The 22833-nt window shown below is 73.3% G+C and carries 19 protein-coding genes; 12 read left to right on the top strand and 7 right to left on the bottom strand.

The features are described 5' to 3' along the window. Positions 1–42 precede the first annotated feature (42 nt). The 4 genes from WMF26_RS23420 to WMF26_RS23405 form a co-directional block, all read right to left on the bottom strand. Complete coding sequence (locus WMF26_RS23420; protein WP_438002102.1) at positions 43–1251, bottom strand: phosphodiester glycosidase family protein; 1209 nt, start codon at positions 1249–1251, stop codon at positions 43–45. A gap of 165 nt (positions 1252–1416) precedes the next feature. Next, a complete protein-coding gene (locus WMF26_RS23415) occupies positions 1417–1911 on the bottom strand; it encodes a hypothetical protein (RefSeq protein WP_437339228.1) in 495 nt (164 codons plus the stop codon). Beyond that, positions 1908–2414, bottom strand: coding sequence for a hypothetical protein (locus tag WMF26_RS23410; protein ID WP_020736653.1), 507 nt, complete (start codon positions 2412–2414; stop codon positions 1908–1910). The genes WMF26_RS23415 and WMF26_RS23410 overlap by 4 nt, the downstream gene beginning before the upstream one ends. 251 nt (positions 2415–2665) lie before the next feature. Then, complete coding sequence (locus WMF26_RS23405; RefSeq protein ID WP_438002101.1) at positions 2666–3439, bottom strand: hypothetical protein; 774 nt, start codon at positions 3437–3439, stop codon at positions 2666–2668. A 139-nt stretch (positions 3440–3578) separates the two neighbouring features. Here WMF26_RS23405 and mutY point away from each other — a divergent pair, with 139 nt between their 5' ends. Then, a complete protein-coding gene (gene mutY, locus WMF26_RS23400; RefSeq protein ID WP_438002100.1) occupies positions 3579–4907 on the top strand; it encodes an A/G-specific adenine glycosylase in 1329 nt (442 codons plus the stop codon). A 318-nt stretch (positions 4908–5225) separates the two neighbouring features. Beyond that, a complete protein-coding gene (locus WMF26_RS23395; RefSeq protein WP_061627165.1) occupies positions 5226–5441 on the top strand; it encodes a hypothetical protein in 216 nt (71 codons plus the stop codon). Positions 5442–5505: 64 nt separating this feature from the next. Here the strand turns inward: WMF26_RS23395 and WMF26_RS23390 are convergent, their stop codons facing one another. After that, positions 5506–5931, bottom strand: coding sequence for a hypothetical protein (locus WMF26_RS23390; RefSeq protein ID WP_438002099.1), 426 nt, complete (start codon positions 5929–5931; stop codon positions 5506–5508). A 345-nt stretch (positions 5932–6276) separates the two neighbouring features. Here WMF26_RS23390 and WMF26_RS23385 point away from each other — a divergent pair, with 345 nt between their 5' ends. The 3 genes from WMF26_RS23385 to WMF26_RS23375 are packed head-to-tail and all read left to right on the top strand — an operon-like array spanning position 6277 to position 8389. Continuing rightward, positions 6277–6951, top strand: a complete 675-nt coding sequence (locus WMF26_RS23385) for a hypothetical protein (protein ID WP_438002098.1) — start codon at positions 6277–6279, stop codon at positions 6949–6951. Next, positions 6948–7358 carry a hypothetical protein gene (locus WMF26_RS23380; RefSeq protein WP_438002097.1) on the top strand — a complete coding sequence of 137 codons (411 nt, stop codon included), beginning with the start codon at positions 6948–6950 and terminating at the stop codon, positions 7356–7358. The genes WMF26_RS23385 and WMF26_RS23380 overlap by 4 nt, the downstream gene beginning before the upstream one ends. Beyond that, positions 7355–8389 (top strand): hypothetical protein, encoded by a 1035-nt coding sequence (locus tag WMF26_RS23375; RefSeq protein WP_438002096.1) that lies wholly within the window; start codon positions 7355–7357, stop codon positions 8387–8389. Before WMF26_RS23380 ends, WMF26_RS23375 begins: the two co-directional genes overlap by 4 nt. 25 nt (positions 8390–8414) lie before the next feature. On the opposite strand, the gene WMF26_RS23370 is transcribed toward WMF26_RS23375, so the two are convergent. After that, a complete protein-coding gene (locus WMF26_RS23370; RefSeq protein ID WP_438002095.1) occupies positions 8415–9920 on the bottom strand; it encodes a sulfatase in 1506 nt (501 codons plus the stop codon). A gap of 203 nt (positions 9921–10123) precedes the next feature. On the opposite strand from WMF26_RS23370, the gene WMF26_RS23365 reads away from it, so the two are divergent. Further along, positions 10124–11107 (top strand): hypothetical protein, encoded by a 984-nt coding sequence (locus tag WMF26_RS23365; protein ID WP_061621393.1) that lies wholly within the window; start codon positions 10124–10126, stop codon positions 11105–11107. A gap of 23 nt (positions 11108–11130) precedes the next feature. Beyond that, positions 11131–13230, top strand: a complete 2100-nt coding sequence (locus WMF26_RS23360; RefSeq protein WP_438002094.1) for a hypothetical protein — start codon at positions 11131–11133, stop codon at positions 13228–13230. Positions 13231–13360: 130 nt separating this feature from the next. On the opposite strand, the gene WMF26_RS23355 is transcribed toward WMF26_RS23360, so the two are convergent. Next, positions 13361–15265 carry an aconitase family protein gene (locus WMF26_RS23355; RefSeq protein ID WP_437339219.1) on the bottom strand — a complete coding sequence of 635 codons (1905 nt, stop codon included), beginning with the start codon at positions 15263–15265 and terminating at the stop codon, positions 13361–13363. A 567-nt stretch (positions 15266–15832) separates the two neighbouring features. Here WMF26_RS23355 and WMF26_RS23350 point away from each other — a divergent pair. From WMF26_RS23350 to WMF26_RS23330, 5 genes are all read left to right on the top strand, one after another. Then, positions 15833–16180, top strand: coding sequence for a roadblock/LC7 domain-containing protein (locus WMF26_RS23350; RefSeq protein ID WP_236644727.1), 348 nt, complete (start codon positions 15833–15835; stop codon positions 16178–16180). Beyond that, positions 16177–16644 carry a type II 3-dehydroquinate dehydratase gene (gene aroQ, locus WMF26_RS23345; protein ID WP_437339511.1) on the top strand — a complete coding sequence of 156 codons (468 nt, stop codon included), beginning with the start codon at positions 16177–16179 and terminating at the stop codon, positions 16642–16644. Before WMF26_RS23350 ends, aroQ begins: the two co-directional genes overlap by 4 nt. A gap of 39 nt (positions 16645–16683) precedes the next feature. Further along, the gene (accB, locus tag WMF26_RS23340) at positions 16684–17217 is read left to right on the top strand and encodes an acetyl-CoA carboxylase biotin carboxyl carrier protein (RefSeq protein ID WP_438002093.1); all 534 of its coding nucleotides are present in this window, start codon (positions 16684–16686) and stop codon (positions 17215–17217) included. A 21-nt stretch (positions 17218–17238) separates the two neighbouring features. Beyond that, complete coding sequence (gene accC / locus WMF26_RS23335; RefSeq protein WP_061621323.1) at positions 17239–18585, top strand: acetyl-CoA carboxylase biotin carboxylase subunit; 1347 nt, start codon at positions 17239–17241, stop codon at positions 18583–18585. A gap of 371 nt (positions 18586–18956) precedes the next feature. Continuing rightward, positions 18957–22787: an FAD-dependent oxidoreductase gene (locus WMF26_RS23330; protein ID WP_438002092.1), complete on the top strand. Its 3831-nt coding sequence runs from the start codon at positions 18957–18959 to the stop codon at positions 22785–22787. The last annotated feature ends 46 nt before the right edge of the window (positions 22788–22833 follow it).

The raw sequence follows: 22833 nt of genomic DNA, 5'->3' as shown, positions 1-22833 counted from the left end.
GGGCCGCGGTGGGCGCTCGGCCGGGGCGCCGCGGATCGAGGCTCACCGCCCGCCGCGGCCGAGGACGTCGTCGGCGGGCGCCGGGTCGGCGATGCCGAGCGTCGCCGCCGCCCGCCGCCGCCGCAGGTAGAAGAAGTCGCGCGGCGCGGGCTCGGCCACGTACTCCTCCGGCTTGAACTGCACGTCGGGGATCAGCGCCGACCGCGCGCGCGGCCCCTCGCCGCCCTCGCCGCGCCCGTACAGGAGGAAGCGCGGGTAGGCGTGGTTCACGTCGAGCTCCGCCACGTCGTGCGCGCCCGCGGCCTTCATCCCCCGGGCGAGGGTGCGCGCGGTCACGGCCTCGCCGAGCCCGTAGAACAGCAGCTTGCCGGTCGCGTCGACGCCGAGCGCCGAGCGCCGGATCACCGTCTCGCCGCTCACGGTCGCGCCCCAGTCGCGGTTCGAGTCGTAGAGCGCGTGGTGCAGCTCGCCTTGCTCGACCAGGCAGGGCGGCGTCTGCCGGTAGGCGGCCATCCGGGCCTCGTCGGCGCGCAGCTCGGGCCAGGTGCGGATCCGCACCGCGCCGCCGCGGTAGAGGGCGATCGTGCACGCCCGGTCGCGCGGCGGCAGGAACGTGTCGCCGTCGAGCATCATCCCGTAGTGGCCGTGCATCGCCTTGAAGCCCCCGTTGAAGGCGGCGATGAGCTCTCCCGCGTGGCCCTCGGGGACGAGCCCGGGGCGGCGCTCGGCCGGGACGTCCGGCGAGAACGGCTCCTTCGTGCCCGCGACGAGCCGGAGGTCGACGCGCCCGAGGTCGATCGCCACCACGGCGATCGCCGCGAACACGCGCCTCGGATCCGGGTGCACGGCGCTCCGCCAGAGCACCGGGGCGTCGCCGGGCCGCACGGCGTCCGGGATCGGCGTCCAGACGCCGTCGCCCGTGGCCGCGACCTCGCGGAAGGGCGGCTCGAACGGCGACGGGGACGAGATCGACTCCGCCTCCAGGCCCTCGTCCCGCACGACCTCCGCGGCGGCGGCGGGCGCGGGCTCCCAGAACGTCTTCGGGGGCGCGTGCCGGTAGACGGCCTGGTTCACGCGGTCGGCGACGCCGTAGGCCACGTCCTCGGCCCACGCGACCGGCGCCGGACCGACCACGGCCCGCGCCCCGTCGGCGAGCGCCGGGCCGAAGCCGGGGACCTCGTGGATGCCGTACCAGAGCGCCTCGACGGCGATCGCACAGACCGCGACGCAGCGCAGCGCGCGCTCGGGCAAGCGCGGGCGGGACCGCCGCCTGCGCGGGGGCCCGCTGGCGAGAGGGGGCGAAGGCTTGTCCACGGCGACCGGGAGGCTACCCGATCGCGCGGGCAGCCCCAAGTTCCGGGCTGCGAGCGAGCGCGGCCGGCCAGCTCCGCGCGCCGGAAGCCCGCGCGGAGCTCGCTACACCTGCCCGTGCGCCATCGTCCGGGGCCCGTCCTTGAACAGGATCTCGATCTTGCCCCGATCGATGACCTTCGCGACCACGCCGTCGCCGAACTTGCTGTGGTGGATGAGCTCGCCCTCGCCGAAGGTGAGGGTGGTGCGGTACGGCTTGAACGCCCCGGAGGGCTGCCCCGCGATGGCGCGCTCCCACGCGAGCGTCTGATCGCGCTCGGCGCGCTGGGCGGCCGTGAGGCGCTCCACGCCGCCGCCGCGCGTCGAGGCCGACGACGCGGCCCTCGGCTCGCCGCTGCTCCGCGACGCGGCGCGCGCGGCGGCGCGGCTCTCGCGCTCGCTCTTCGGCTGGCGATAGAGGTGGTGCGACATGCAGGTCTTGCACTCGACCTTCTTCACCACGTCGCCGACCATCGCGATGATCCGATGGGTAAGATCGAGGCGGCACTTCGTGCACCAGGCGTCGACCTCGCCGCCCGTCCTAAGCTTCTTCGTCGTCACTTCTCCTCGCGGCGCCGGTCTCGCCCGGTCTCTTTGCTTCGGTCTTTGACGTTCACTTGTGCGGTCACCTCCGGCTTCGGCAGGCCCGTCCTCGGCTCGTCCTGGCCGTCGTCTCGCTTGGCCGCCTCGTTCGGGACGAAGCGGATCTCGGTCTTGATCTCGAAGGAGAGCTTCGTCAGCACCTTCGTGATCTCGTCCGCGAACTGGGTGTGCTCGAGCACGTCCCGGATCTCCTTGGCGACGACCCGGTAGAGACCGTTCTTGGTCTCGTCGATCTGGGTGTAGAGGTAGTGGAGGACCTCTTTGGGGAGCTTGAGGTCGCCCACGAAGTGCCGGAGGTTCTCGGGCCCCTCGCTCAGCTTGTCGATGCCGCTCTCGACGGCGCGCTCGACCACGCGCTTGAAGATCTCCGGGATAGCGCGCTCGAAGAGGCGCTTCTTCTCGCCTTCGCCTTCCACCTTGTCCCCTTCGTCCTCGCGGAGCGGCTCGGTGTCGTCGGCCATGGCTCGGGCTCCCCTAGCGGGACGGGGCGGCCACGTCAATGCAGGGGTTCGCGCAGGGTGCCGGCGTCGCGCCATGGTCCAAGGATCTGCCGGATTTTGATGACGATGGGGAGCCTTTCGCGCGCCGCTTCGCGGGCAGGTGAGCTCGGCCTTCGCCCCGGCCGCGCGGCGGGAGGTCGTGGTGACCCGGACAGAACATCGCCGCCCCGCGGCGGCCGCCCGCCTGCGATCGCGGGGGGCGCGTCGCCGGCTCAGAGCCCGTCGTAGGCGTCGGTCTCGTTCATCTCGTAGGGCTCGTCGGACTCCGCTCCAGCGTCGCCCTCGCGCGCTCGCTTGTAGGACTTCAGCATCCACACCTCCGCCGCGAACCGGCCGGCGCCGCGGCGGGCGCTGATCTCGACGGTGGCGTCGTCGTCCTCGAGCGGGCAGAAAGGCCGATCCGGCTGGACGATCGGCCATGCGTCCTCGGTGCCGTCGCTGGCGATCATCGCCCCGCGGCTGCTCCGCACGGCGACGTCCAGGTTGAGGAGCCCGGGGCCGCCGACGGCGAACACCCGGTAGCAGGCGCCCCGGAGCGCCTGGAACTTCTCCGTCACGATCGCGCCCCCCTCGGCCACCTGCCCCTCGATCGGCTTGGGCGAGACCCGGCGCATGCCGTTCTCCGGGCCGCAGAGCAGCGACAGGCGCGTCACGTCCTTCAGCGGATTGCCGCTGATCTTGAAGTTCCCGTAGCAGCGCACCCAGGGCCCGCCGACGCGCACGGGGAGGACCGGCAGGTCGGGATCCGCGGGGGCTGCGGCGTCGCCCTCGCCCTGTCCCGCGTCTGCGTCCGACAGCCCGCCGGACCCGACCGTGACGGCCACGTTCGGCGGCGCCGCGGAGAGCACCACCGGCGGGCCGGGCTGGCCCTCCCAGGGGCGCGGCTCGTCGCGGCAGCCCGCCGCGACGAGCCCGAGGAGCAACGCGGCGCCGAGGCGCGCGGCCCTGGGGACGACCGGGGAGGGGCAGGGGCGCCGGGACGACACCGCGGTCGGCTCTTGCGCTAGAGTCCCGCGCGATGGAAGCGTTTTCTGAGCGCGGCGAGCGGCGGCCGCGCAATCCGCACAAAGCGAGGCGCGCGGCGCGCAATCCGCGCCGATGGTGCAGAGGGCGGGCCTCTCGCGCGTGAGCACGAAGCCCCGGTCGCCCTCGCGCTCGCGCGAGGGCGCAGACCAGACGTCATCGCGCTCGCGCGAGGGCGCAGACAAGACGCGCTCGCGTGAGGGCGCAGACCCGACATCCGCGCGCTCGCGCTCGGGCGCACGCCAGAGCCAGGCTCAGGAGCGCGCCCCGCGCCGCCGCGGCTCGTCCGGTGAGCAGGGTGCGCCCCCGTCGGCGACGCCGGATCCGAGCGAGCGCGATCGGGAGATCGCGGCCGCCCTCGGGGCCTGGTTCGATCGCGTCGCGCGCGACCTGCCGTGGCGGAGGACGCGCGACCCCTACGCGATCTGGCTGAGCGAGGTGATGCTCCAGCAGACGCGCGTCGAGACGGTGATCCCGTACTACGAGCGCTTCCTCGCCCGCTACCCGACGGTCTCCGCCCTCGCCTCCGCCGAGATCGACGACGTGCTCTCGCTGTGGAGCGGCCTCGGCTACTACCGCCGCGCCCGCGTGCTCCACCTCGCCGCGCGCGAGATCACCGAGCGCCACGACGGCGCGCTCCCCCGCGACGTCCCGGCGCTCCTCGCCCTGCCCGGCGTCGGCGCGTACACCGCGGGCGCGATCGCGAGCATCGCGTACGATCAGCCGGTGCCGCTCGTCGACGGCAACGTCGCCCGGGTGCTCTCCCGCATCGACGGCATCGACGACGACATCCGCAGCACCTCGGGCACGCGCAAGCTCTGGTCGGCCGCGGAACGCCTCGTGCGGGCCGCCGCGGGCAGCGTTCATCCGGGACGCTTCAACCAGGCCCTCATGGAGCTCGGCGCGACCGTGTGCGCGCCCCGCAACCCCCGCTGCGAGGCCTGTCCCGTCGACGGCGCGTGCGCCGCGCGCGCCGAGGGACGGCAGGCGGAGCTGCCGGTGATCGCCCCGAAGCGCGACGTCCCGGCGGTCGCGATGGTCGCCGCGGTGGTGCGGTCGGGCGACCGCGTGCTCTTCCTCCGCCGCGCCGAGGGAGGCCTCTTCGGCGGGCTCTGGGAGCCGCCCATGGTCGAGGCGCGCGCGCTCGCGGACGCTCGAGCCCTCCTCGAGCAGGTCGGCGTCGCGCCTGACGCGCCGCTCCGCGAGGTCGGCCGCGTGCGCCACATCCTCACGCACCGGCGGCTCGACGTGACGGTCGCGCGCGCCGAGGTGGCGGCCCCGTGGCGTTGCCGGGCAAAGCTTGCCGCCCCCTACGAGAAGGCGGCGTGGCTCGATCCGGGCGCGATGGAGTACGGTGTTTCCAAACTCGCGCGAAAGGTCCTGTCCGCGGCCTCGGCGCCGGACGAAGGGAGCGCGCGCGGGACGCGCTGAACGCGCGCGGCCGGGCGGTCTGGCGCGCGCCGCGGCCTCGGAGAGGCCGGCGGCGGCTCGAAATGTCGTCCTCGCGGTCCTCCGGGGAGCGTCGCTCCGCTGCGGGCGGGGCGCGGCGCTGCTTGCGGGCGAGCTGCTGCGGCAGAGCGCCGCGGGCGGGGGCGAAACCCATATGTCGTCGCGGGACGTCGCCGGCTTTGACGCTGCAGCGCGAGCGCGGTGGCACGGAAGGCGCTTGGTAGGAGGGCGGGCAGGCCCTCTAGCCTCGCGGCGCCGGCGGTGGCCGGAGCTCGATTCAAGCCTGGGAGCTCAAGCAACATGGATGCGCGACGACGGACCACAGAGACGCTGCTCACGGCGAGCGCACCTGCGCGATCCATGACCGTGATGGCGGACGACGGAGCGCTGTACGTGCTGCCGCTGTGCGAGCGGATCGTGCTCGATGTCCTGGCCTACGAGGACGAGGGCCTCTTGGCGTTCATCCGCATCGACGGCGAGGTGGTGGCGGAGCTACCCGTGCTCGGCCAGGCGTGACCGGGCCGGTCCCGCTCGCGCGCTGGGCGGCGCGGCGCGCCGCCTCGGCTCGACGCGCCGCCGCTCAGCCCACGTTCCGTCGCATCCGCTGGGTCACGGGTTGCTCGTCGTCCTCGTCGGCGTCCGGGTCCACGGACTCGACCTCCTCGTCTTCCAGGAGATAGGGCAGGTCGCCGTCGTCGTCGTCATGCGACATCACGACGTCGCTGATGTCCTGCCCCTTCGTCGCTCCCTCGAGGAACTCCGCCCCGAGATCGCTCGCCAGATCGGCGGCGGCGTCGGCGGCGTCGGGGTTCACCTCGAACTCGGTGCAGCCGGCGTCGTTCGGATGGTGGTGGTAGCCGCGGACCTCATCGTCGAGCGTCGGGACCACGTCGCTGAGCTCGCTGCGCGGGCTCACCTTGCCGCGCAGCGGGGGCGCCGCTGCGGCGTCGATCACATCGGCGAACGGCTCGTCCAGCTCGGTCGCGCCGACCCATCGCGCGGCCACGGGGGCCTGCGGCTGCTTGCGCGGCCTTCCCTGGTCGCTGCGATGTTCTCGTTCTCGGCGCTGCGTCGCGCTCGCGCGCGGCGCGCGTAGCGCCGGTGAAGGTGCGGCGGTGCTCTGCCTGCCTCGGGTGCTTGAATTGCTCACGGTGGTCTCGCCATGCAGGGTCCGGTCCGCAGGTGCAGCGGGCGGATACGCAACGGGGGCGAGGACCGTGCCGAGGGCCGCGGCCGGCGCCGTCGCCGACGCGCCGGCCGCGAGCCACGCGCGGCGCTTCGGCGACGGCGCCGGCCGGGACGCAATTGAGCGTGCCAGCGAGCGCCACCTCGGGGTAGAAAGCTCGTGGCGATGCTGGAACTCCGGACCGGGCTTGCGCTCGTGGCCGTGCTGCTCGGGGCGTCCTTCGGGCGCGCCGCCGCGGCCCAGCCTGCTCCCGGCCGCGGCGAGGCGGCCGCGGAGGCGCGGCCCGGCGAGGAGGGCGGCGGCGCCGAGCTCGAGGCGTACCGCGCGCTCGCGCGGCCGCCGGGAACGGCGGCGCGCGTCGTGTCGTCCCTCGCGATGGGGACGGGGCTTCGGTTCAACAACCCGTACCGCCTGCAGACGCAGCTCGGCGACACGGCGGAGTCGCTCTCGCTCACCGCGGGGTACCTCGATCTCGGGGTCGCCCTGGCGTTGGGGCCGGCCGACGGCGTCCAGCACGGCGGCGCGCTGCGCCTCTCGATCGCGCTGAGCGGCGTCCCGCAGGAGTCGCTCACGCCGAGCTACTTCGTCGCCTACCGCGGCCTCCCGCGCGCGCTCGCGTACGGTCGGCTCGGCGCGGCGATCCTGATCGAGCCCGACGTGAACGTCGGCGGCGAGCTCGCGGTGGGGCTCGGGTACTACCTCCTCGCGGGCGTCGCGCTCTCGGGCGAGCTCGTCGGGGATCTCTTCTACGGCGCCGCGACGTACGAGGCGGCGTACACCGTCTACCCCGTCGTCTCGGCGCAGCTCGGGCTCATGATCGATCACGAGCTTTTGCCATGAGGTCGCCGGGGCGCGAGCGGCGCGGCGAGCGCCTCCGGGCGAACGAGGTCGCGGGGGTCGCGGCGCTCTTGCTCCTCGCCGGCATCGGGCCGGTCGTGGGCGACATCGGCAGCTGCGGGCAGGCGCCGGAGGAGCTCGACCCGCGCAAGTTCTTCGCGCTGAAGGCGCAGATCGACTGCGCCAAGTGCGAGGAATGCGGCCTGCGCACGCGCGCCTGCGCCGCCGCGTGCAGCTTCGGGGCCGCGCCGGAGCTCCCGATCGGCTGCTACCCGCTGGTCCACGACGGCGAGGTGTGCCTGCACAAGCTCCAGACGGCGAGCTGCGACGCGTACCGCGAGCACATGGCGGACGAGGGCGCCTCCATCCCGACGGAGTGCAATTTCTGCCCACTGGAGGAGGCCCCGTGAGCGGGCGCGGCGCAGCCGCCCCCGGCCTCCGCTTCGCGCGGGCCGCTCGGGCGCTCTCGTGCGCCGCGGCGCTCGCGGTCCTGTCCGGGTGCGCCTCGAGGCCGGCGCTCCTCGCGAGCCACGACGACTACGCCGCGTACCGGGCGACCCGCGTGTCGAGGACCCTCGAGGGGCGGCTCGCGGCGGCGTCGGTTTACCTGGAGCGCCATCCGGAGGGGGCGTTCGCCGCCGAGGTGCGCGCGTACCTCGCGCGGGCCGAGCCGGTCTATTACGCCGCGAAGCGCGGGACGGCCGCGGGGCTCGCGGCGTACCTGGCCACGCTGCCGAGGGGCGCGTTCCGCGAGGACGCGACCCGCCGGCTGCGCGCGCTCGTCCGGGAGCGCAGCGCCGGCGATCTGCTCTCGCGCGCGGCCCGCGAGACCGACGCGCAGCTCTCGAGGCAGCGGGCGGAGCGCGCGCGGGTCCGCGAGGAGCTCGCCGCGTGGCTGCGCCGCTTCCTCGGCAGGGAGGCCTGGGGGCGCCCGCTCGCGGAGGCGCCCGCCGAGGTGATCGTCCCGTTCAGCCTGACGCTGCCGGCGCCCCGGTGCGCGCCCGCCGGCGAGCGCGCGGCCCCGGGCGCGGCCGTGTGCGCGAAGCGGATCGCGCTCCCGTTCGTCGTGAACGCCGGGGGCGAGAGCGCGCCGCGGCAGGCGGAGATCGAGATCTCCGTCCTCGGGGACGCGGCGGGCCGTCCGATCGAGGTCGCGATCCGGGGGCCTGATCTCTTCACGCGCCTCGAGGAGGCGCGCTCGGCGCGCGAGGTCGCCCCGGACGACCCGGAGGGCCGCATCGGGGGGATCGCCCTGGCGGTCGAGCTCGCGCGCGGCGCCTTCGCGGCGCGCGTCTCCGGCGATCCCTCGTGCGGCCGCCAGGTGGAGGCGCCCGTCGTGCTGCACCTCGAGTGCGAGGGGGCCCGCCTCGTGGCGCGGGCCGCGAGCGAGGCGGGCGAGGACGACGCCGTGACGATCGCCGTCGCCCCCGCCGCGCGCTAGGCCGCCGCTCGCTGGACCGCCAGCGCTAGCACGGCTTGTTCTTCTTCTTGCCCTTGAGCTTCGCCGTGTTCTTCGGGCACACGTCCTTGATGGCCGCGGAGCGCTCCCTGTAGATGGCCTTCATCGCCTCGAAGACGGCCCCCTGCTCGCGCTTGATGTCCTTCGTCTCCCCCGGATCCGCGACGACGTCGTAGAGCTCGAACGCGTCGTCGTCGCCGTAGGCGATGAGCTTGTGCCGCCCGCTGATGAGCGCCCTGCGCCGGTCGTTGTCGCTCGTGCGCGGCAGATCGACGATGACGTCGCGCGTCTCCGCGCTCGCGCCGTAGAGCTCGGGCACGAGGCTCTTGCCCGGGAACGACGGCTCCGGCGGGGCGCCGGTCATGTCCAGGATCGTGGGCGCGAGGTCGATGGAGCTGCGCGGCACGTCGATCCGGCGCGGGGTGATCCCGCCGGGCGCCTGGATCATCAGCGGCACGTGGGTGAGCACGTCCCACACCTCGAAGCCGTGGCGGTACATCTTGTGCTCGCCGAACGCCTCGCCGTGGTCCGCGGTGATGATGATCGCCGTGTCCTTCCCCCACGGCTGCTGCGCGACGAAATCGAGCAGCTTGCCCACGTGCATGTCGGTGAACTTGACCTCCCCGTCGTACTTGTCGCGGGCGCGCTTGCCGAACGGCTCGATCCCCTCGTGCGTCATGTACACGTCGTGCGGATCGAGGAAGTGGAAGTACGCGAAGAAGGTGCCCGAGGTGTTCGCCTTGTCGGAGAGCATCTTGATCGCGAGCTCCAGGTGCCCGGGGCTCGTCACGTTCCGGTCGGTCGTGTTGTCGGCCGAGAGCCCCGGCACGATCTCGTACACGTCGAAGCCCTGCCGGAAGCCCGCCTTCTGGTCGAAGTAGAAGTGCGCGTGCGCGGTCATCGTCCGCACCCCGGCCTTCTGCAGGAGCTCCGGGAACATGAGGACGCTGTCGGGGTAGTTGCCGAAGAAGTAGCCGCTGCGCTCGACCTCGCTCGGGTACCTGCCGGCGAGGAAGCCGCCGACGCTCATCGAGGTGTACGACGAGATCGCGTAGTGGCGCGTGTAGCTGACCGCCTTCTTCTCGAACGCGGTCAGCCGGGGCGCGATGTCGCGCTCGTAGCCGTTCCACGGCATGTCGGCGCGCAGGCTGTCGATCGAGATCACGAGCACGTTCATCTTCGGGCGCTGCGCCGCCGGCGGCCCCGCGGCGCCGCCCTCCTTGACCGCGACGGCGCTCCCGTCGGCCGGCGCGGCGCTCTCCGCCGCGGCGGCCTGCGAGCCGGCCGCGGCGGGATCTTGCCGCGCCGTGGGCTCCGGCCTGCGCGCGGGCGGGGGGTGGCCGTCGCCCTCGCGGGAGCAGCCCGCTCCGGCGCTGACGAGCGCGAGCGCGAGCGCCGCCGCGAGGCGCCGGCGGGCCAGGCGCGAGGGCGCCGACCAGGAGGGCGCCGGGCAGGAGGGCGCCGGTTGTCCTTCCGGTTCCCAGGCTCTCGTACGTGAAGCGACCGTGTGCATGGTGGCCGTCTTACTCCGACTTGCGCCGCTCCGCCAAAGCCGCACACCGCCGGCGAGTTCCGGTATGCTCTCCGCTCATGGCCCCGGCCCCTCGGAACCCTCCGCCGCTGCCGCCTTCGGGCCGATCGCTACCTGGGGCCAGGCCAGGGGAGCGGTCGTCGCCCGACCCGCCGAGGTCGCTCCCGCCCAACGCGCCGCGGCGCGTGGGCGAGCACGTCAGCCAGGCGCTCAAGGATCACATCACCGAGATGGCGCTCGGCCTGCTCGAGGAGCAGATGCAGGCCCGCATCGTCCACTACCGGGCCGATCTCGAGACAAACCCCGAGCTCGACGCGGTCACCGCGCAGGTCGTCGCCCAGCTGAAGGTGATCCAGGCCTCCGCGGGCGCGGGCGAGCGCGGGGCGAAGAACCGCGATTCGATCCGCGACGCGCACGAGCGGACGCTCCGCGCCCTGCTCGAGCGGGTCATCCGCGAGGACGGCATCTCGCTGCTCGTCGAGCGGCGGCTCAAGAAGATCCACAAGAACCTCGCCCGCCTGTTCTTCCAGTCCGAGCTCCACGAGAAGACGCGGGGCCGCGACGGCGCGCCGAAGGTGATCCACCACGGCGAGCAGGCGCTCTTCTACGTGCTGACCCGCTACAAGAACCGGATCGAGGCCGAGCTCGAGGGCTTCGAGTTCGCCTCCGAGGAGGCGCGGGAGCAGTCGTTCGAGCTGCTCGCGAAGCTCACGAAGGACATGCAGGACGCCTTCCTGTCGCGCCGATCGAGCGAGCTTAGGCGCATCGTCTCTGTGGTGCACGTCGTGCTCGTCGACTTCTTCGGCGAGCGGCTCGCCCCGAGCCTCGGCGAGGTCGCCGCGAAGGTCGTCCGGGACGCGCGCACGTACGAGGGCAGGGCGTTCGCGTACAAGGTGACGAGCGAGGCCTTCCCTCGCTTCCGCGCGGCGTTCGAGCGGACCTTGATGGTGATGCTCGTCGGGTTCGCCGAGGACGAGCTGGTCGCGCAGCTCGCGGACACGGCGGGCTCCGAGCGCGACGAGACGATCCTCTTCATCACCGATCCCCACCTCTTCAGCATGATCTGCGGCGAGGTCTGCGAGGGGCTCTACGAGTTCCTCTGCAACGAGGGCTTTCTCGACCTGCCGCCCGACTGGCGCCGCGCCTCGACGGCGCCCTCCGACAGCTGACCCAAGAGAAACCCACGGACATCATGAGACGGTACGACGTCGCGCGAGCGGGCTCCGGCCTGCTCCTCGCTCTCTCTCTGCTCGCCGGCTGCGCGCGGGGCCCCGACGTGGACGCCTCGGGGCTCGCGCTGCGGCGCGTGGTCATCTACAGGAACGGCGTCGCGTACTTCGAGCGCCGGGGGCTCATCGACGCCGATCAGGTGACCTTCCGCGTGCGCAAGGAGAAGGTCGGCGACTTCCTCGCCACGCTCGCGGTCATCGAGGCCGGCGGCAGCAGCGTCCGGAGCGCGTCGTTCCCGGTCGAGGTCGACGACGGCTCGGGCGAGGGCGACGCGCCGGAGGAGCCCGGGCCCGAGGTGACGACGGCGTCGCCGCCGCCCAAGGACAAGGGCGCGGCGGCGGGGGAGAAGAAGCGGGACGAGCTCGAGAAGGTGAAGCTCACGCTCGACGGGCGAGAGCACGACCTCGTGGTCGGCTACGTGGCCGAGACGCCGGTGTGGCGCCCCTCCTACCGGCTCGTGATGGGCGCGGCCGGGGCCCAGGGCGCGGCGTCGAAGCAGGCGCACCTCCAGGCGTGGGGCATCGTGCAGAACCTCTCGGGCGAGGACTGGCAGGGCGTGAAGCTGTCGCTCGTGGCGGGCGCGCCGCTCGCCTTCCAGGCGACGCTCGACCAGGCGGCGATCCCGCCGCGCCCGATCGTCAGCGACCAGGGCGAGGTGATCGCGTCCGTGCCGACGAGCGAGACCACGCTGGCGGCCGAGGCCGCGCCGCCGCCGCCGCCGCCCATGCCCGCGCCGGAGGCGGCGCCGGCCGTGCCGCCGGCGGCGGCAGACGCGGATGAAGGCCATGGGTACGCGTTCGAGGCCGAGGAGGCCGGCAGGCAGCATTTCTTGAAGGAGGCCGAGGCTGCCAAGAAGATGTCGGCGAAGCCGGCGGCGAAGCGGGCCGCCAGCGGCGCGGCCGGCGGCGCGGTCGGCGCGCCTGGCGCCGCGTCCCCGCGGCGGGGCGGGGCGGTGTTCGCCGACGATCCGCTGGCCATGGACAACAGGGCGATGATGAACCCGTCGCCGCCGCGCAACATGAGCGCCCTCGCCGCGGTCGCCATGGAGGCGGGCACGACGCGCTACGACATCCCGTTCCCGGTCGACATCCCCGACCGGAGCGCGACGATGGTCCTGCTCCTCGCGAAGCAGGTGCCCGGCGAGTCGATCTTCCTGTTCGCGCCCGACGGCGGCGTGCCCGCGTCGAGCTCGCACCCGTTCCGCGTGGCGCGCTTCACGAACGACACGAAGGGGCTCCTGGAGCGCGGCCCCATCGCGGTCTTCGAGAACGGCGCGTTCCTCGGCCAGGGCATGGTCGAGCCGCTGCCGCCGGGGGCCACGACGACGGTGCCGTTCGCGCTGGAGCGGGGCCTCGCCGTCGACACGGCGCGCGAGGAGACCGCCGAGGGCGCGCGCCTCGCGAAGATCGAGGGCGGCGCGCTCGAGATCGAGCGCGACTGGGTGACGCACACCAAATACGCCGTCCGCAACGGCGGCGATCTCGCGGCGCGGACGCTCGTGAAGCACCCCCGCCTGCACGGGACGCGCCTGCACGCACCGCCGAAGGGCACCGAGGACAACGTCGGCACGGGCAGCGCGCTCGTGCCGGTCGACGTCCCGCGGCGGGGGACGGCGGTGCTCGACGTGGACGAGCGGCGGACCTTCCGGCAGCAGATCGACTGGCTCAGCCAGCTCGCCGACGACGCGGTGCAGGCTTACCTGAAGGACCCGCGCGCCGACGCGGCCGTGGCGAAGCAGCTCGGCCAGGCCTGGGAGGTCCGGGGCAAGCTGCGCCCGGCGATCGACGAGCGCGACAGGCTGATCGCGGAGCAGCAGCGCCTCGAGCAGCAGAGCCACGAGCTCCGCCAGAACCTCAGGGCGATCGAGAAGAACAAGACCGCCGACGAGCTCCGCCGCGACCTCACCGACCGGCTCGCCAAGGCGTCGGCCCGCCTCGACGAGATCACGAAGCGCGTCATCGTGCTCGAGATGCAGATCAACGAGCAGCAGATCCGCTTCCGCGATCTCACGAACGAGATCAAGCTCCTCGCCCCGCTCGCCCCCGTGCGCGCGACCCCCTGAGCGCAGCGCTCCCGGTCCTCGGCGGGGGCGCCTCGCTTCCCCCGGCTCCGGCGGGGGGGGGCGGCCCGCGTTCTCCGGGGGCTCGGCGGGGGATGCGCGCACCCCGCCGCGTCCGCCGCGCGCTCGCCCGCTACCGCGCTGGTTTGCCCGCGCTGGGCGGCTGCCGCACGGTGCCTGCGTGGGTCCAGCTCCGCTCCATGCCCGTCGCGAGCCAGGCCACCTCGACGCGCTCGCTCCCGAAGACGGCCGCGACGCGGTCGCCCCACTGCGCGGGGGCGGGGAGCTCCACGCTCTTCTGCTCCTTGATGCTGCCGAGCGCCTCGGCGCCGACGAGGAACGTGGCGATCCCCTCGCTCGCGAACGCCGACACCGCGGTGCTCGGCACGAACGGCGCGACCACCGCGCGCACCGTCGACAGGTCGGTCGCGCGCTCCGCGACCGCGCGCACCTCGTCGAGCGTCGACAGGACGAGCGCCACCCCGCCCGCCGCCTTGCCCTCGGCCGGCGCGGCCTGCGCCTTGTCGTCTTCGACGATCGGCGCGACCGGCGCCGCGGGCGCGGCCGGCTCGGCCGGGGCGGCGGCCTTGCGCCCGCGCGCCCCGACCGCCGCGCGCCCGTTGCCCTTCGGCACGCCCGCGAGCACGTCGAGCGTCAGCGGCCCCTTCCAGGGCACGGCCGCGGGCGCCGGCGGCGGCTTCTTCGTGCTCACCTGCTCGCCCTTCTTGTCGCGGAGGATCAGCACGTCGTCGGTCGGCAGCGCCCGCGGCACGGTCACCCGCACCGGCCGCTTGAACGACCGCGGATCGCCGACCGAGCCCGTGGCCACGGCGTAGGCGAGCGTCTCGGCCGAGGCCACGACGAACGACGGCGCCCCGGCGATGCGCGGCTCCGGATCGGCGGTGCGCAGCGACAGGCCGCCGGGCGGCGGCGGGTAGATCTCCGAGGTGACGACGCGCCGGTCCGGCTCGACGATGCGCGCGCCCGTCGCCACGAGGTCGACCAGCGCGCCCGACTGCGCGAGCACCTCGAGCACCTGGCGCGACGGCGGCGCGACCAGCAGGTCGAGCCGCGACGGGACGCGCTTCGACTTGAGCAGCAGCGCCGCCGCGAGCATGTCGCGCAACGTCACGCCGGAGTCGCCCCCGAGGACGACCTGCGCCACCGGCTTGCCGGCGAGATCGCGGACCGGCCGGACCACGCCCTCCTCGTCCATGAGCAGCGGGTCGACGGTGCCGAGGTCGATCGAGACGACCTCCTCGCACGGCGCGCCCGGGTCCGGCACGAGCGCGCGGTGGGCCTTCGACCTGCGCTGATCGCGGAGGAAGACCTCCGTCTTCTCGTCGCTCACGAACAGCGCCGCCGCCGCGCCCACCTGCGGCGCGATCCCGCAGAGCACCGCGCGGTCGCCCACCGAGAGGAGCCGCGCGCTCGGCCCGGCGAACTCGAGGATCACCGGCGCGTGGTGCTCGCCCTCGATGCGCCGGACCACCTCGTCGAGGTTCCTGCGGAGCAGCTCGAGCGCCACGTCCCTCGCGCACACGAAGGGCCGCACCCTGCCCGATAGGTGGATCTGCACGCTCCGCGGCGGCCGGAGCCAGGCCGAGCCCGTGGCGAGCGCCTGCCCGAGCTGGCTCGGCGAGACGACGAGCGACAGCATGCCGATGCCGCCGACCGTCGCGAGGCGCGGGTCGTCGGTGAGGGCGAGCCGCGCCGGCGCGGCGAAGCGCTCGAGGTGCACGGGCGCGGGGAAGCCGATGCCCGGCCGCGCGATCGGGATGTTGTAGGTCGGGAACTCGGGCGACACCGAGTGCGGGCTCCCCTCGTCGATGTCCGCGAGCGAGCTCGCGTCGGCCACGCAGGTGCCGTCGTAGGCGACGGCGACCTCGACCGGCGTCTTCTTCATGCCCGTGGCGATGGCCTCGGCCAGCGCGCGCGACGGCGCCCTGGAGAGGATCACCTGGTCGACCTTGACCTGGACGAGATCACCGCGCAGCTGAGGATCCGTCGCCCGCCCGGCGAGGATCTTCTGGGGCATCGTGCGGGGGGGATCCCCGGCTCGCGCACGCATAGATGTTGGGCCGTCCTTGTTTTTCTTGATGAGCTGGCGGGCGCGACGCAGGGCCGCGCCCGGCCACGTTTGACGTCGTCCCCCCGGCGAGACGCGCCGGCGGGATCCGCCTGCGGCCTTGCCGCGAGGCGAAAGAACGGCCGCACGTTAGCCGCTCGCCGGGACAAGGGTCAAGGCGTGCTTTGGAGCGGGCCCCTTGGGGCGGGAATCGCCCGGCTGGGACCAGGATGCAAGAGGCAAAGCGCGCTCGCCGCTCATCGCGATCGCCGCGCTTCGCCGCGCTGGCGGGCGGACGGCGCGAGCTTTCGCGGTGTTACGCGCCGCCGCGCCGCCGCGAGATCGCCGCTCCGCGCGCTCGTCTGCTGCCGCGGGCGGCCGGGCGAGGCGCCCCCGCGCGGCCAGGCCAGCCGTGCCGGCACGCCCGGCCGCCCGCGGGCGCCCGACCCTGGTGCCGGACGCGCGTCGGACGCGCGTCGGTTCGTTTGTTTTCCCGATCGTGCCGCGCTTGGGTAGTCTCCCCCCATGTTCCAGGCCGTGCTGAAGGAAGTCGTAGAGAACACCGAGGGCGGCATCGCGACCCTTCTCATGGATTTCGAGGGGATCGCGGTCGACAGCTACTCCAAGCCGGGGGCCGCGTTCGACATCGCCACCATCGGCGCGGAGTTCAGCGTCGTGCTGAAGTCGATCCAGCGCGCCGCCGAGATGCTCGACGCGGGCAACGCCGCCGAGATCGCGATCCAGGCGGAGAAGGTCACCACGCTCATCCGCGTCGTGAACAACTCGTACTTCGTGGCCTTCTCGATGACGCCCGACGCGAACATCGGCAAGGCCCGCTACCTCTTGCGCACCAAGGTGCCGGTGCTGCTGAAGGAGCTCGCCTGAGCGGCTTCAGGATCTCGGTCATCTCGGGGCCGAACCTCGATCGTCTGGGCAAGCGCGAGCCAGCGATCTACGGCACGGCCACGCTGGATGACATCCACCGCGCCGTCGAGGAGGCCGCACAGGCCCACGGCGCCTCGGTGTCGTGCATGCAGTCGAACTGCGAGGGGGAGCTCGTGACCGCGATCAGCCACGCCGGCGATCGCGGTTTCGACGGCATCCTCCTCAACGCCGGCGCGTACACGCACACCTCCATCGCGCTCTACGACGCGATCCGCGCGGGCGCGCTCCCGACCGTCGAGGTGCACATCTCCAACCCGGACGCTCGCGAGCCGTTCCGTCGCCGCTCCCGCATCGCGCCCGCGTGCATGGCGCGCGTCGCGGGCTTCGGTCCGAGCTCGTACGTCCTCGGGTTGCTCGGGTTGCTCGGGCACCTGGAGAAGCTGCGACCGGTCGAAAGAGGTTGAACATGCGCCGTCACTCTGGTTGAAAGGCGGCAAACATCGATGGCCGAACGTCCTTCCATGAACATCAACCTCAAACAGTTGCGGGCGCTGGTGCGCCTCCTCGAGAAGCGCAACGTGAGCGACTTCGAGTTCGAGGACGAACACGTTCGCATCCGGCTCACGCGCGGGGGCTTCGCGCCGCAGGGAGGGGCGCCGCAGCTCGCGTCCGTCGCCTACCAGCTCCAGAGCGCGCCGGCCGCGGCGCCCGCGGCGCAGCCTGCTCCGGCGCCGGCTGCCGCGCCCGCCGCGGCGCCTGCGCCGGCGGCCGCGCCCGCCGCGGAGGGCGACGAGGGGATCTCGTACGTCACCTCGCCGTTCGTCGGCACGTTCTACCGCTCGCCGTCTCCTGACGCGCCGCCTTTCGTCGAGGTCGGCAGCCCGATCCGCGAGGGGCAGGCGCTCTGCATCATCGAGGCGATGAAGCTGATGAACGAGATCGAGGCGGACTGCTCCGGCAAGATCGTCGAGATCCTCGCCGAGAACGGCAAGCCGGTCGAGTTCGGGCAGCGTCTCTTCAAGGTGCGGCGCAGCTAGCGCTGCCCGGGCGAGGGTGCCGTGTTCCAGAAGATCCTGATCGCCAATCGCGGCGAGATCGCGATGCGTGTCATCCGCGCCTGCCGCTTGCTCGGCATCCGCTCGGTCGCGATCCACTCCGAGGCGGACGCCGCGGCGCTGCACGTCCGGTTCGCGGACGAGGCCGTGTGCGTCGGCCCGGCCGACGCGTCGAAGAGCTACCTCAACATCCCGCAGATCATCGCGGCCGCCGAGGTCACCGGCGCCGACGCGATCCACCCCGGCTACGGGTTCCTCTCGGAGAACGCGAAGTTCGCCGAGGTCTGCAAGAAGTGCCGGCTCACCTTCATCGGGCCGAGCGCGGAGGCGATGCGGACCTGGGGCGACAAGGTGTCGGCGCGCGCGGTCGCCAAGCGCTTCGGCATCCCAATGCTGAGCGGCACCGGCGTGCTCACGAGCGCGGCGGACGCGGCGGAGCAGGCCGAGCGCGTCGGCTACCCGGTGATCCTGAAGGCCTCCGGGGGCGGCGGCGGCCGCGGCATGCGCATCGTCCGCCACGCCGGCGAGGTGCAGCGCTCGTTCGAGATCGCGACGCAGGAGGCCCTGACCGGCTTCAAGAACCCGGACGTGTACCTCGAGCGCTACGTCGAGGCGCCGCGCCACATCGAGTTCCAGGTGCTCGCGGATCAGCACGGGGGCGTGTGGACGCTCGGCGAGCGCGAGTGCTCGCTCCAGCGCCGGCACCAGAAGGTGATGGAGGAGTCGCCGAGCCCCGCGATGGACAACGAGAAGCGCTCCCGGATGGGCGACATCATTCGGGCCGCGATCCTCGAGACCGGCTACACGGGCCTCGGCACGCTCGAGTTCCTGATGGATGAGCGCGGCGAGCTCTACTTCATGGAGATGAACACCCGCGTGCAGGTCGAGCACCCGGTCACCGAGATGGTGACCGGCGTCGATCTCGTCGCGCAGCAGATCCTCGCCGCCGCCGGCGAGCGCCTCTCGCTGCCGGACACGCGCCCCTGGAGCTTCCGCGGCCACGCCATCGAGTGCCGGGTCAACGCCGAGGATCCGCGCTCGTTCGTGCCGTGGCCGGGGCTCATCACCGAGTACCACTCGCCCGGCGGCGTCGGGATCCGCGTCGACTCCGGCGTGTACGGCGGCTTCCGCGTCCCGAGCTCCTACGACTCGCTGGTCGCCAAGGTGATCGCGCACGGCGCGACCCGGGCCGAGGCGATCGCGAGGCTCCGGTGCGCGCTCGACGAGTTCATCATCGGCGGCATCCGCACGAACATCCCGCTGCACCAGGCGCTGCTGCGCGATCCCGACGTCATCGCGGGCAACATCTCGACCCACACGATCGAGCGCGTCGTCTCCCAGGGCTTCTGATCGCGGCGCTCCGGCGCCCGCGGCGAGGGCGGCGCTCCCGCCGCGCGGCGTCGTCCTGCAGACGGCCGCGACGGACTCCTCCCGCTCCTCGTCGCGCGAGCGGGCGGCGCTCCCGGCCGCGGCGAGCTCGCCGGCGCGCAGCCGTTGCGCGCTCCGCCGCGCCGGCGAGCTCGCGGCTGCGGGCAGCTCGCCGGCGCGCAGCCGTTGCGCGCTCGTCGCGTCGGCGAGCGCGGGATGAGCTCGAGGAATGTTGCCTAAGCGACAGGTCGGAGCTACGGCCCGGTGCTACTTTACGTCGCCCTCGAGATCGGGTGCGCGCGCCCCTCGCCGGGCGGGCAAACCCCTTGAAATAGAAAGCATTTGCTGCGGGTATGGAAGCGAACGCTGGCGTGCAGGCTGACTTCTCTTCGTGGGTGCAGGCCACCTCCGATCCTTCCGAGCTCGAGCTCGGAATCCCTGGTTTCGGTTACGTCGATCTCTTCGACCCTGCGAAGCTCGCCGAGCTGACGGAGCGCTTCGAGGAGTATTTCCACGCGACGGACGAGGGCGCCTACGCGCGCTTCGACGCGTACCGGTCCGCCCTGCGCGCGGAGCAGGCGGGCTCCGGGGGCGGCGGCGCGGACCGGCCCGCGCTCACCGCGGAGCAGGTCTCCGAGGCGCTCCTCGCGGCCGCGCCGTACGTCGGCCGCTTCGTCGCCACGCTCTTCCGCGTCGAGCGGGAGACCCAGGCGCAGATCGACGCGACCCGCGAGCGGGCCGCGCTCTGGGACTTCAAGCGCGAGTTCTCGAAGAAGCGGCTGTTCAAGCCGAGCCCCGGGAAGGCGTGGCAGGGCACGCACGTCGAGGCGGCGCACGCGGCGCGGCGGGCGCTCGCGGCCATGGGCGCGCCGGCGAGCGCGCTCGACAGCGGCTCCGCCGCCGAGGAGCTCGCGATCGCGCGCGCGACGCTCGCGCTGATCGAGGTCGACGAGATCGCGCGCAAGGCCGCCAAGGCCGGCGGCGCGAAGTGGACGGACGAGCTCCGCGGCCGCGCGGCGAAGGCGCGCGCGGCGCTGCGGGAGGACGCGGCGCTCGCCGAGCGCGTGGCGCCGGCCGTCGCGGTCGCGGGCGCGGAGCCGACCGAGGCCGAGGACGCGGCGGTCGTCGCGTTCGCGCTCGACGCCGTCGAGGCGTGGCTCGCGGCGCGCCGCGCCGACGAGCACGACCCGGCGCATCGCTGGCCGACGCTCAAGGCGCCGCGCACGCTCGACTACCAGGCGCTGGTCCAGCTGCACAGGAAGGGCGCGAGCGACGGCCCGGGCTCGGCCGAGCTCCTCGTCGGGCCGGAGCACGAGCGGCGGGCTCGCGACGGCTTCGCGCTGACCGACCGGCGCGCGGGGCCCCGCGAGGTCGAGAGCCAGGTCGACTACTGCCTGCTCTGCCACGATCGCGACAAGGACTCGTGCTCGAAGGGCCTGCGCGACAACAAGACCGGGGCGATCAAGTCGAACCCGCTCGGCGTCGAGCTCCACGGCTGCCCGCTCGACGAGAAGATCAGCGAGATGCACACGATGCGCGGGCGGGGCGAGTCGATCGCCGCGCTCGCGCTCGTCTGCATCGACAACCCGATGTGCCCCGGCACCGGCCATCGCATCTGCAACGACTGCATGAAGGCGTGCGTCTTCCAGAAGCAGGACCCGGTGGACATCCCGCAGGTCGAGACCGCGGCGCTCACGGACGTCCTGTCGCTGCCGTGGGGCCTCGAGATCTACGGGCTGCTCACGCGGTGGAACCCGCTCGACGCGCTCCGGCCGCACGCGCTCCCGTACAACGGCAAGAACGTGCTCGTCGTCGGCCTCGGCCCGGCCGGCTACACCCTGTCGCACCACCTCACGCGGCAGGGCTTCGCGTGCGCGGCGATCGACGGCCTCAAGATCGAGCCGCTGCCGGTCGAGCTCACGGGCGACGAGACGCGCCCGCCGCGGCCGATCAGGGATTTCAAGCGGCTCTACACCGAGCTCGACGAGCGCGTCCTCCTCGGCTTCGGCGGGGTGAGCGAGTACGGGATCACGGTGCGGTGGGACAAGAACTTCCTCACCGTCCTCTACATCACGCTCGCGCGGCAGCGGCTGCTCCGGATCTACGGCGGCGTGCGGTTCGGCGGCACGATCGATCTCGACGATGCCTTCCGGCGCGGGTTCCACCACGTCGCGATCGCGGCGGGCGCGGGGCGTCCGACGATCATCCCGCTCAAGAACAACCTCGCGCGCGGCATCCGCAAGGCGTCGGACTTCCTGATGGCGCTCCAGCTGGCCGGCGCCTACAAGCGCTCGGCGCTCGCGAACCTTCAGGTGCGGCTTCCGGCGGTGGTGATCGGCGGCGGCCTGACGGCGATCGACACCGCGACGGAGCTCGCGGCCTACTACGTCGTGCAGGCCGAGAAGACGGCCGACCGGCTCGACGCGCTCATCGCCGAGCGCGGCGAGGCGTCGGTGCTCGCGATGTTCGACGAGGAGGAGCGGGAGTTCTTGGCCGAGCAGCGGCGCCACGCCGAGGAGATCCGCGACGAGCGCGCGCGCGCCGCGCGCGAGGGGCGGCCGCCGCGGTTCCAGGGCCTCATCGACGCGTGGGGCGGCGTCTCGCTGGTCTACCGCAAGCGGCTCATCGACTCGCCCGCCTACCGGCTGAACCACGAGGAGGTCGCCAAGTCGCTCGAGGAGGGGATCCGTTACGTCGAGAACCTCGCCCCGCTGGAGGCGGTGCTCGACGAGCGCGGGTGCGTCTCGTCGCTCGTCTTCGATCGCCAGGAGGTCGTGGACGGCAAGTGGCGGAGCGCGGGCCAGACGGTCTCCATCCCGGCCCGCACCGTGTGCGTGGCGGCCGGGACGAGCCCCAACGTCACGTACGAGAAGGAGCGCCCGGGCTCGTTCGCGTTCGACAAGTGGAAGCAGTTCTTCCAGCCGCACCGCGCGTACGTCGACGAGGCCGGCGCGCTCAAGGTCGAGCCGGCCAAGGCGCGCGAGGGCTTCTTCACGAGCTACAACGACGGCGAGCACGCGGTGAGCTTCTACGGCGACAACCACCCGCACTACGCGGGGAGCGTCGTGAAGGCGATGGCGAGCGCCAAGGACGCGTACCCGTCGGTCGTCGCGCTGTTCCAGCGCGACCTCGCCCGGCTCGGCGACGAGCCGCAGGCGGCGCGCGACGCGCGGCGGCGCGACCTCTTCGCCCGCCTCGATCACGATTTCACCGCGGTGGTCGAGCGCGTCGAGCGGCTGACGTCGACCATCGTCGAGGTGGTCGTGCGCGCGCCCGCGGCGGCGCGGAAGTTCGAGCCGGGGCAGTTCTACCGGCTGCAGAACTACGAGGTGCGCTCGCCGGTGGTCCGCGGCACGCGGCTCGCGATGGAGGGGCTCGCGCTCACGGGCGCGTGGGTCGACAAGGAGAAGGGGCTGCTGTCGCTCATCGCGCTCGAGATGGGCGCGTCCTCCCGGCTGCTCGCCGCGCTGCGCCCGGGCGAGGAGGTCGTCGTGATGGGGCCGACCGGGACGCCGACGGAGATCCCCGAGGGCGAGACCGTGCTGCTCGCCGGCGGCGGGCTCGGCAACGCCGTGCTGTTCTCGATCGCGAAGGCGCTCAAGGCGCGCGGCGATCGCGTGATCTACTTCGCCGGCTACCGGCGCGGCGAGGATCTCTTCAAGCAGGACGAGATCGAGGTGGCGACCGATCAGGTCATCTGGTGCACCGACGGCGGCGCGGAGATCCCCCCGCGGCGCGCCACGGATCGCCATTTCCGCGGCAACATCGTCCAGGCGATGCGGGCCTACGCGGAGCGGCAGCTCGGCGGCGAGCTGGCGAGCCTCTCGGAGGTCCGGCGCATCATCGCGATCGGCTCGGACAAGATGATGAACGCGGTGCGCGAGGCGCGGCACGGCGTGCTCGCGCCGCACCTCAACCCGAAGCACGTGGGCATCGCGAGCATCAACTCGCCGATGCAGTGCATGATGAAGGAGGTCTGCGCGCAGTGCCTCCAGCGCCACGTGGATCCGGAGACGGGCAAGGAGACGGTGGTCTTCTCGTGCTTCAACCAGGATCAGCTCATCGACCACGTCGACTTCAAGAACCTCGCCGCGAGGCTCCGGGCCAACACGGTGCAGGAGAAGCTGTCGAACGCCTGGCTCGATCACATCCTGGCCGAGCGACCCGCGCTGCGGCACGTGTGACGCGGTCCAGGGCGCTCCGGCGAGCCGGGGCGCCCTGCGCTGCGGT

Origin of the sequence: Sorangium sp. So ce185 (genome assembly GCF_051526825.1) — a bacterium.
In the GTDB taxonomy this organism is placed as follows: domain Bacteria; phylum Myxococcota_A; class Polyangia; order Polyangiales; family Polyangiaceae; genus Sorangium; species Sorangium cellulosum_D.
Note: the sequence above shows the minus strand (reverse complement) of the source record. Positions and strands in the feature narration are given on the sequence as shown.

Bases quoted from the DNA above. Each gene is read 5' to 3' on its own strand.
- WMF26_RS23410 (WP_020736653.1), bottom strand. From the start codon at position 2,414: ATGGCCGACGACACCGAGCCGCTCCGCGAGGACGAAGGGGACAAGGTG.
- WMF26_RS23395 (WP_061627165.1), top strand. From the start codon at position 5,226: ATGGATGCGCGACGACGGACCACAGAGACGCTGCTCACGGCGAGCGCA.
- accB (WP_438002093.1), top strand. From the start codon at position 16,684: ATGGCCGAACGTCCTTCCATGAACATCAACCTCAAACAGTTGCGGGCG.
- WMF26_RS23370 (WP_438002095.1), bottom strand. From the start codon at position 9,920: ATGCACACGGTCGCTTCACGTACGAGAGCCTGGGAACCGGAAGGACAA.
- WMF26_RS23355 (WP_437339219.1), bottom strand. From the start codon at position 15,265: ATGCCCCAGAAGATCCTCGCCGGGCGGGCGACGGATCCTCAGCTGCGC.
- WMF26_RS23385 (WP_438002098.1), top strand. From the start codon at position 6,277: ATGCTGGAACTCCGGACCGGGCTTGCGCTCGTGGCCGTGCTGCTCGGG.
- WMF26_RS23380 (WP_438002097.1), top strand. From the start codon at position 6,948: ATGAGGTCGCCGGGGCGCGAGCGGCGCGGCGAGCGCCTCCGGGCGAAC.
- WMF26_RS23360 (WP_438002094.1), top strand. From the start codon at position 11,131: ATGAGACGGTACGACGTCGCGCGAGCGGGCTCCGGCCTGCTCCTCGCT.
- WMF26_RS23330 (WP_438002092.1), top strand. From the start codon at position 18,957: ATGGAAGCGAACGCTGGCGTGCAGGCTGACTTCTCTTCGTGGGTGCAG.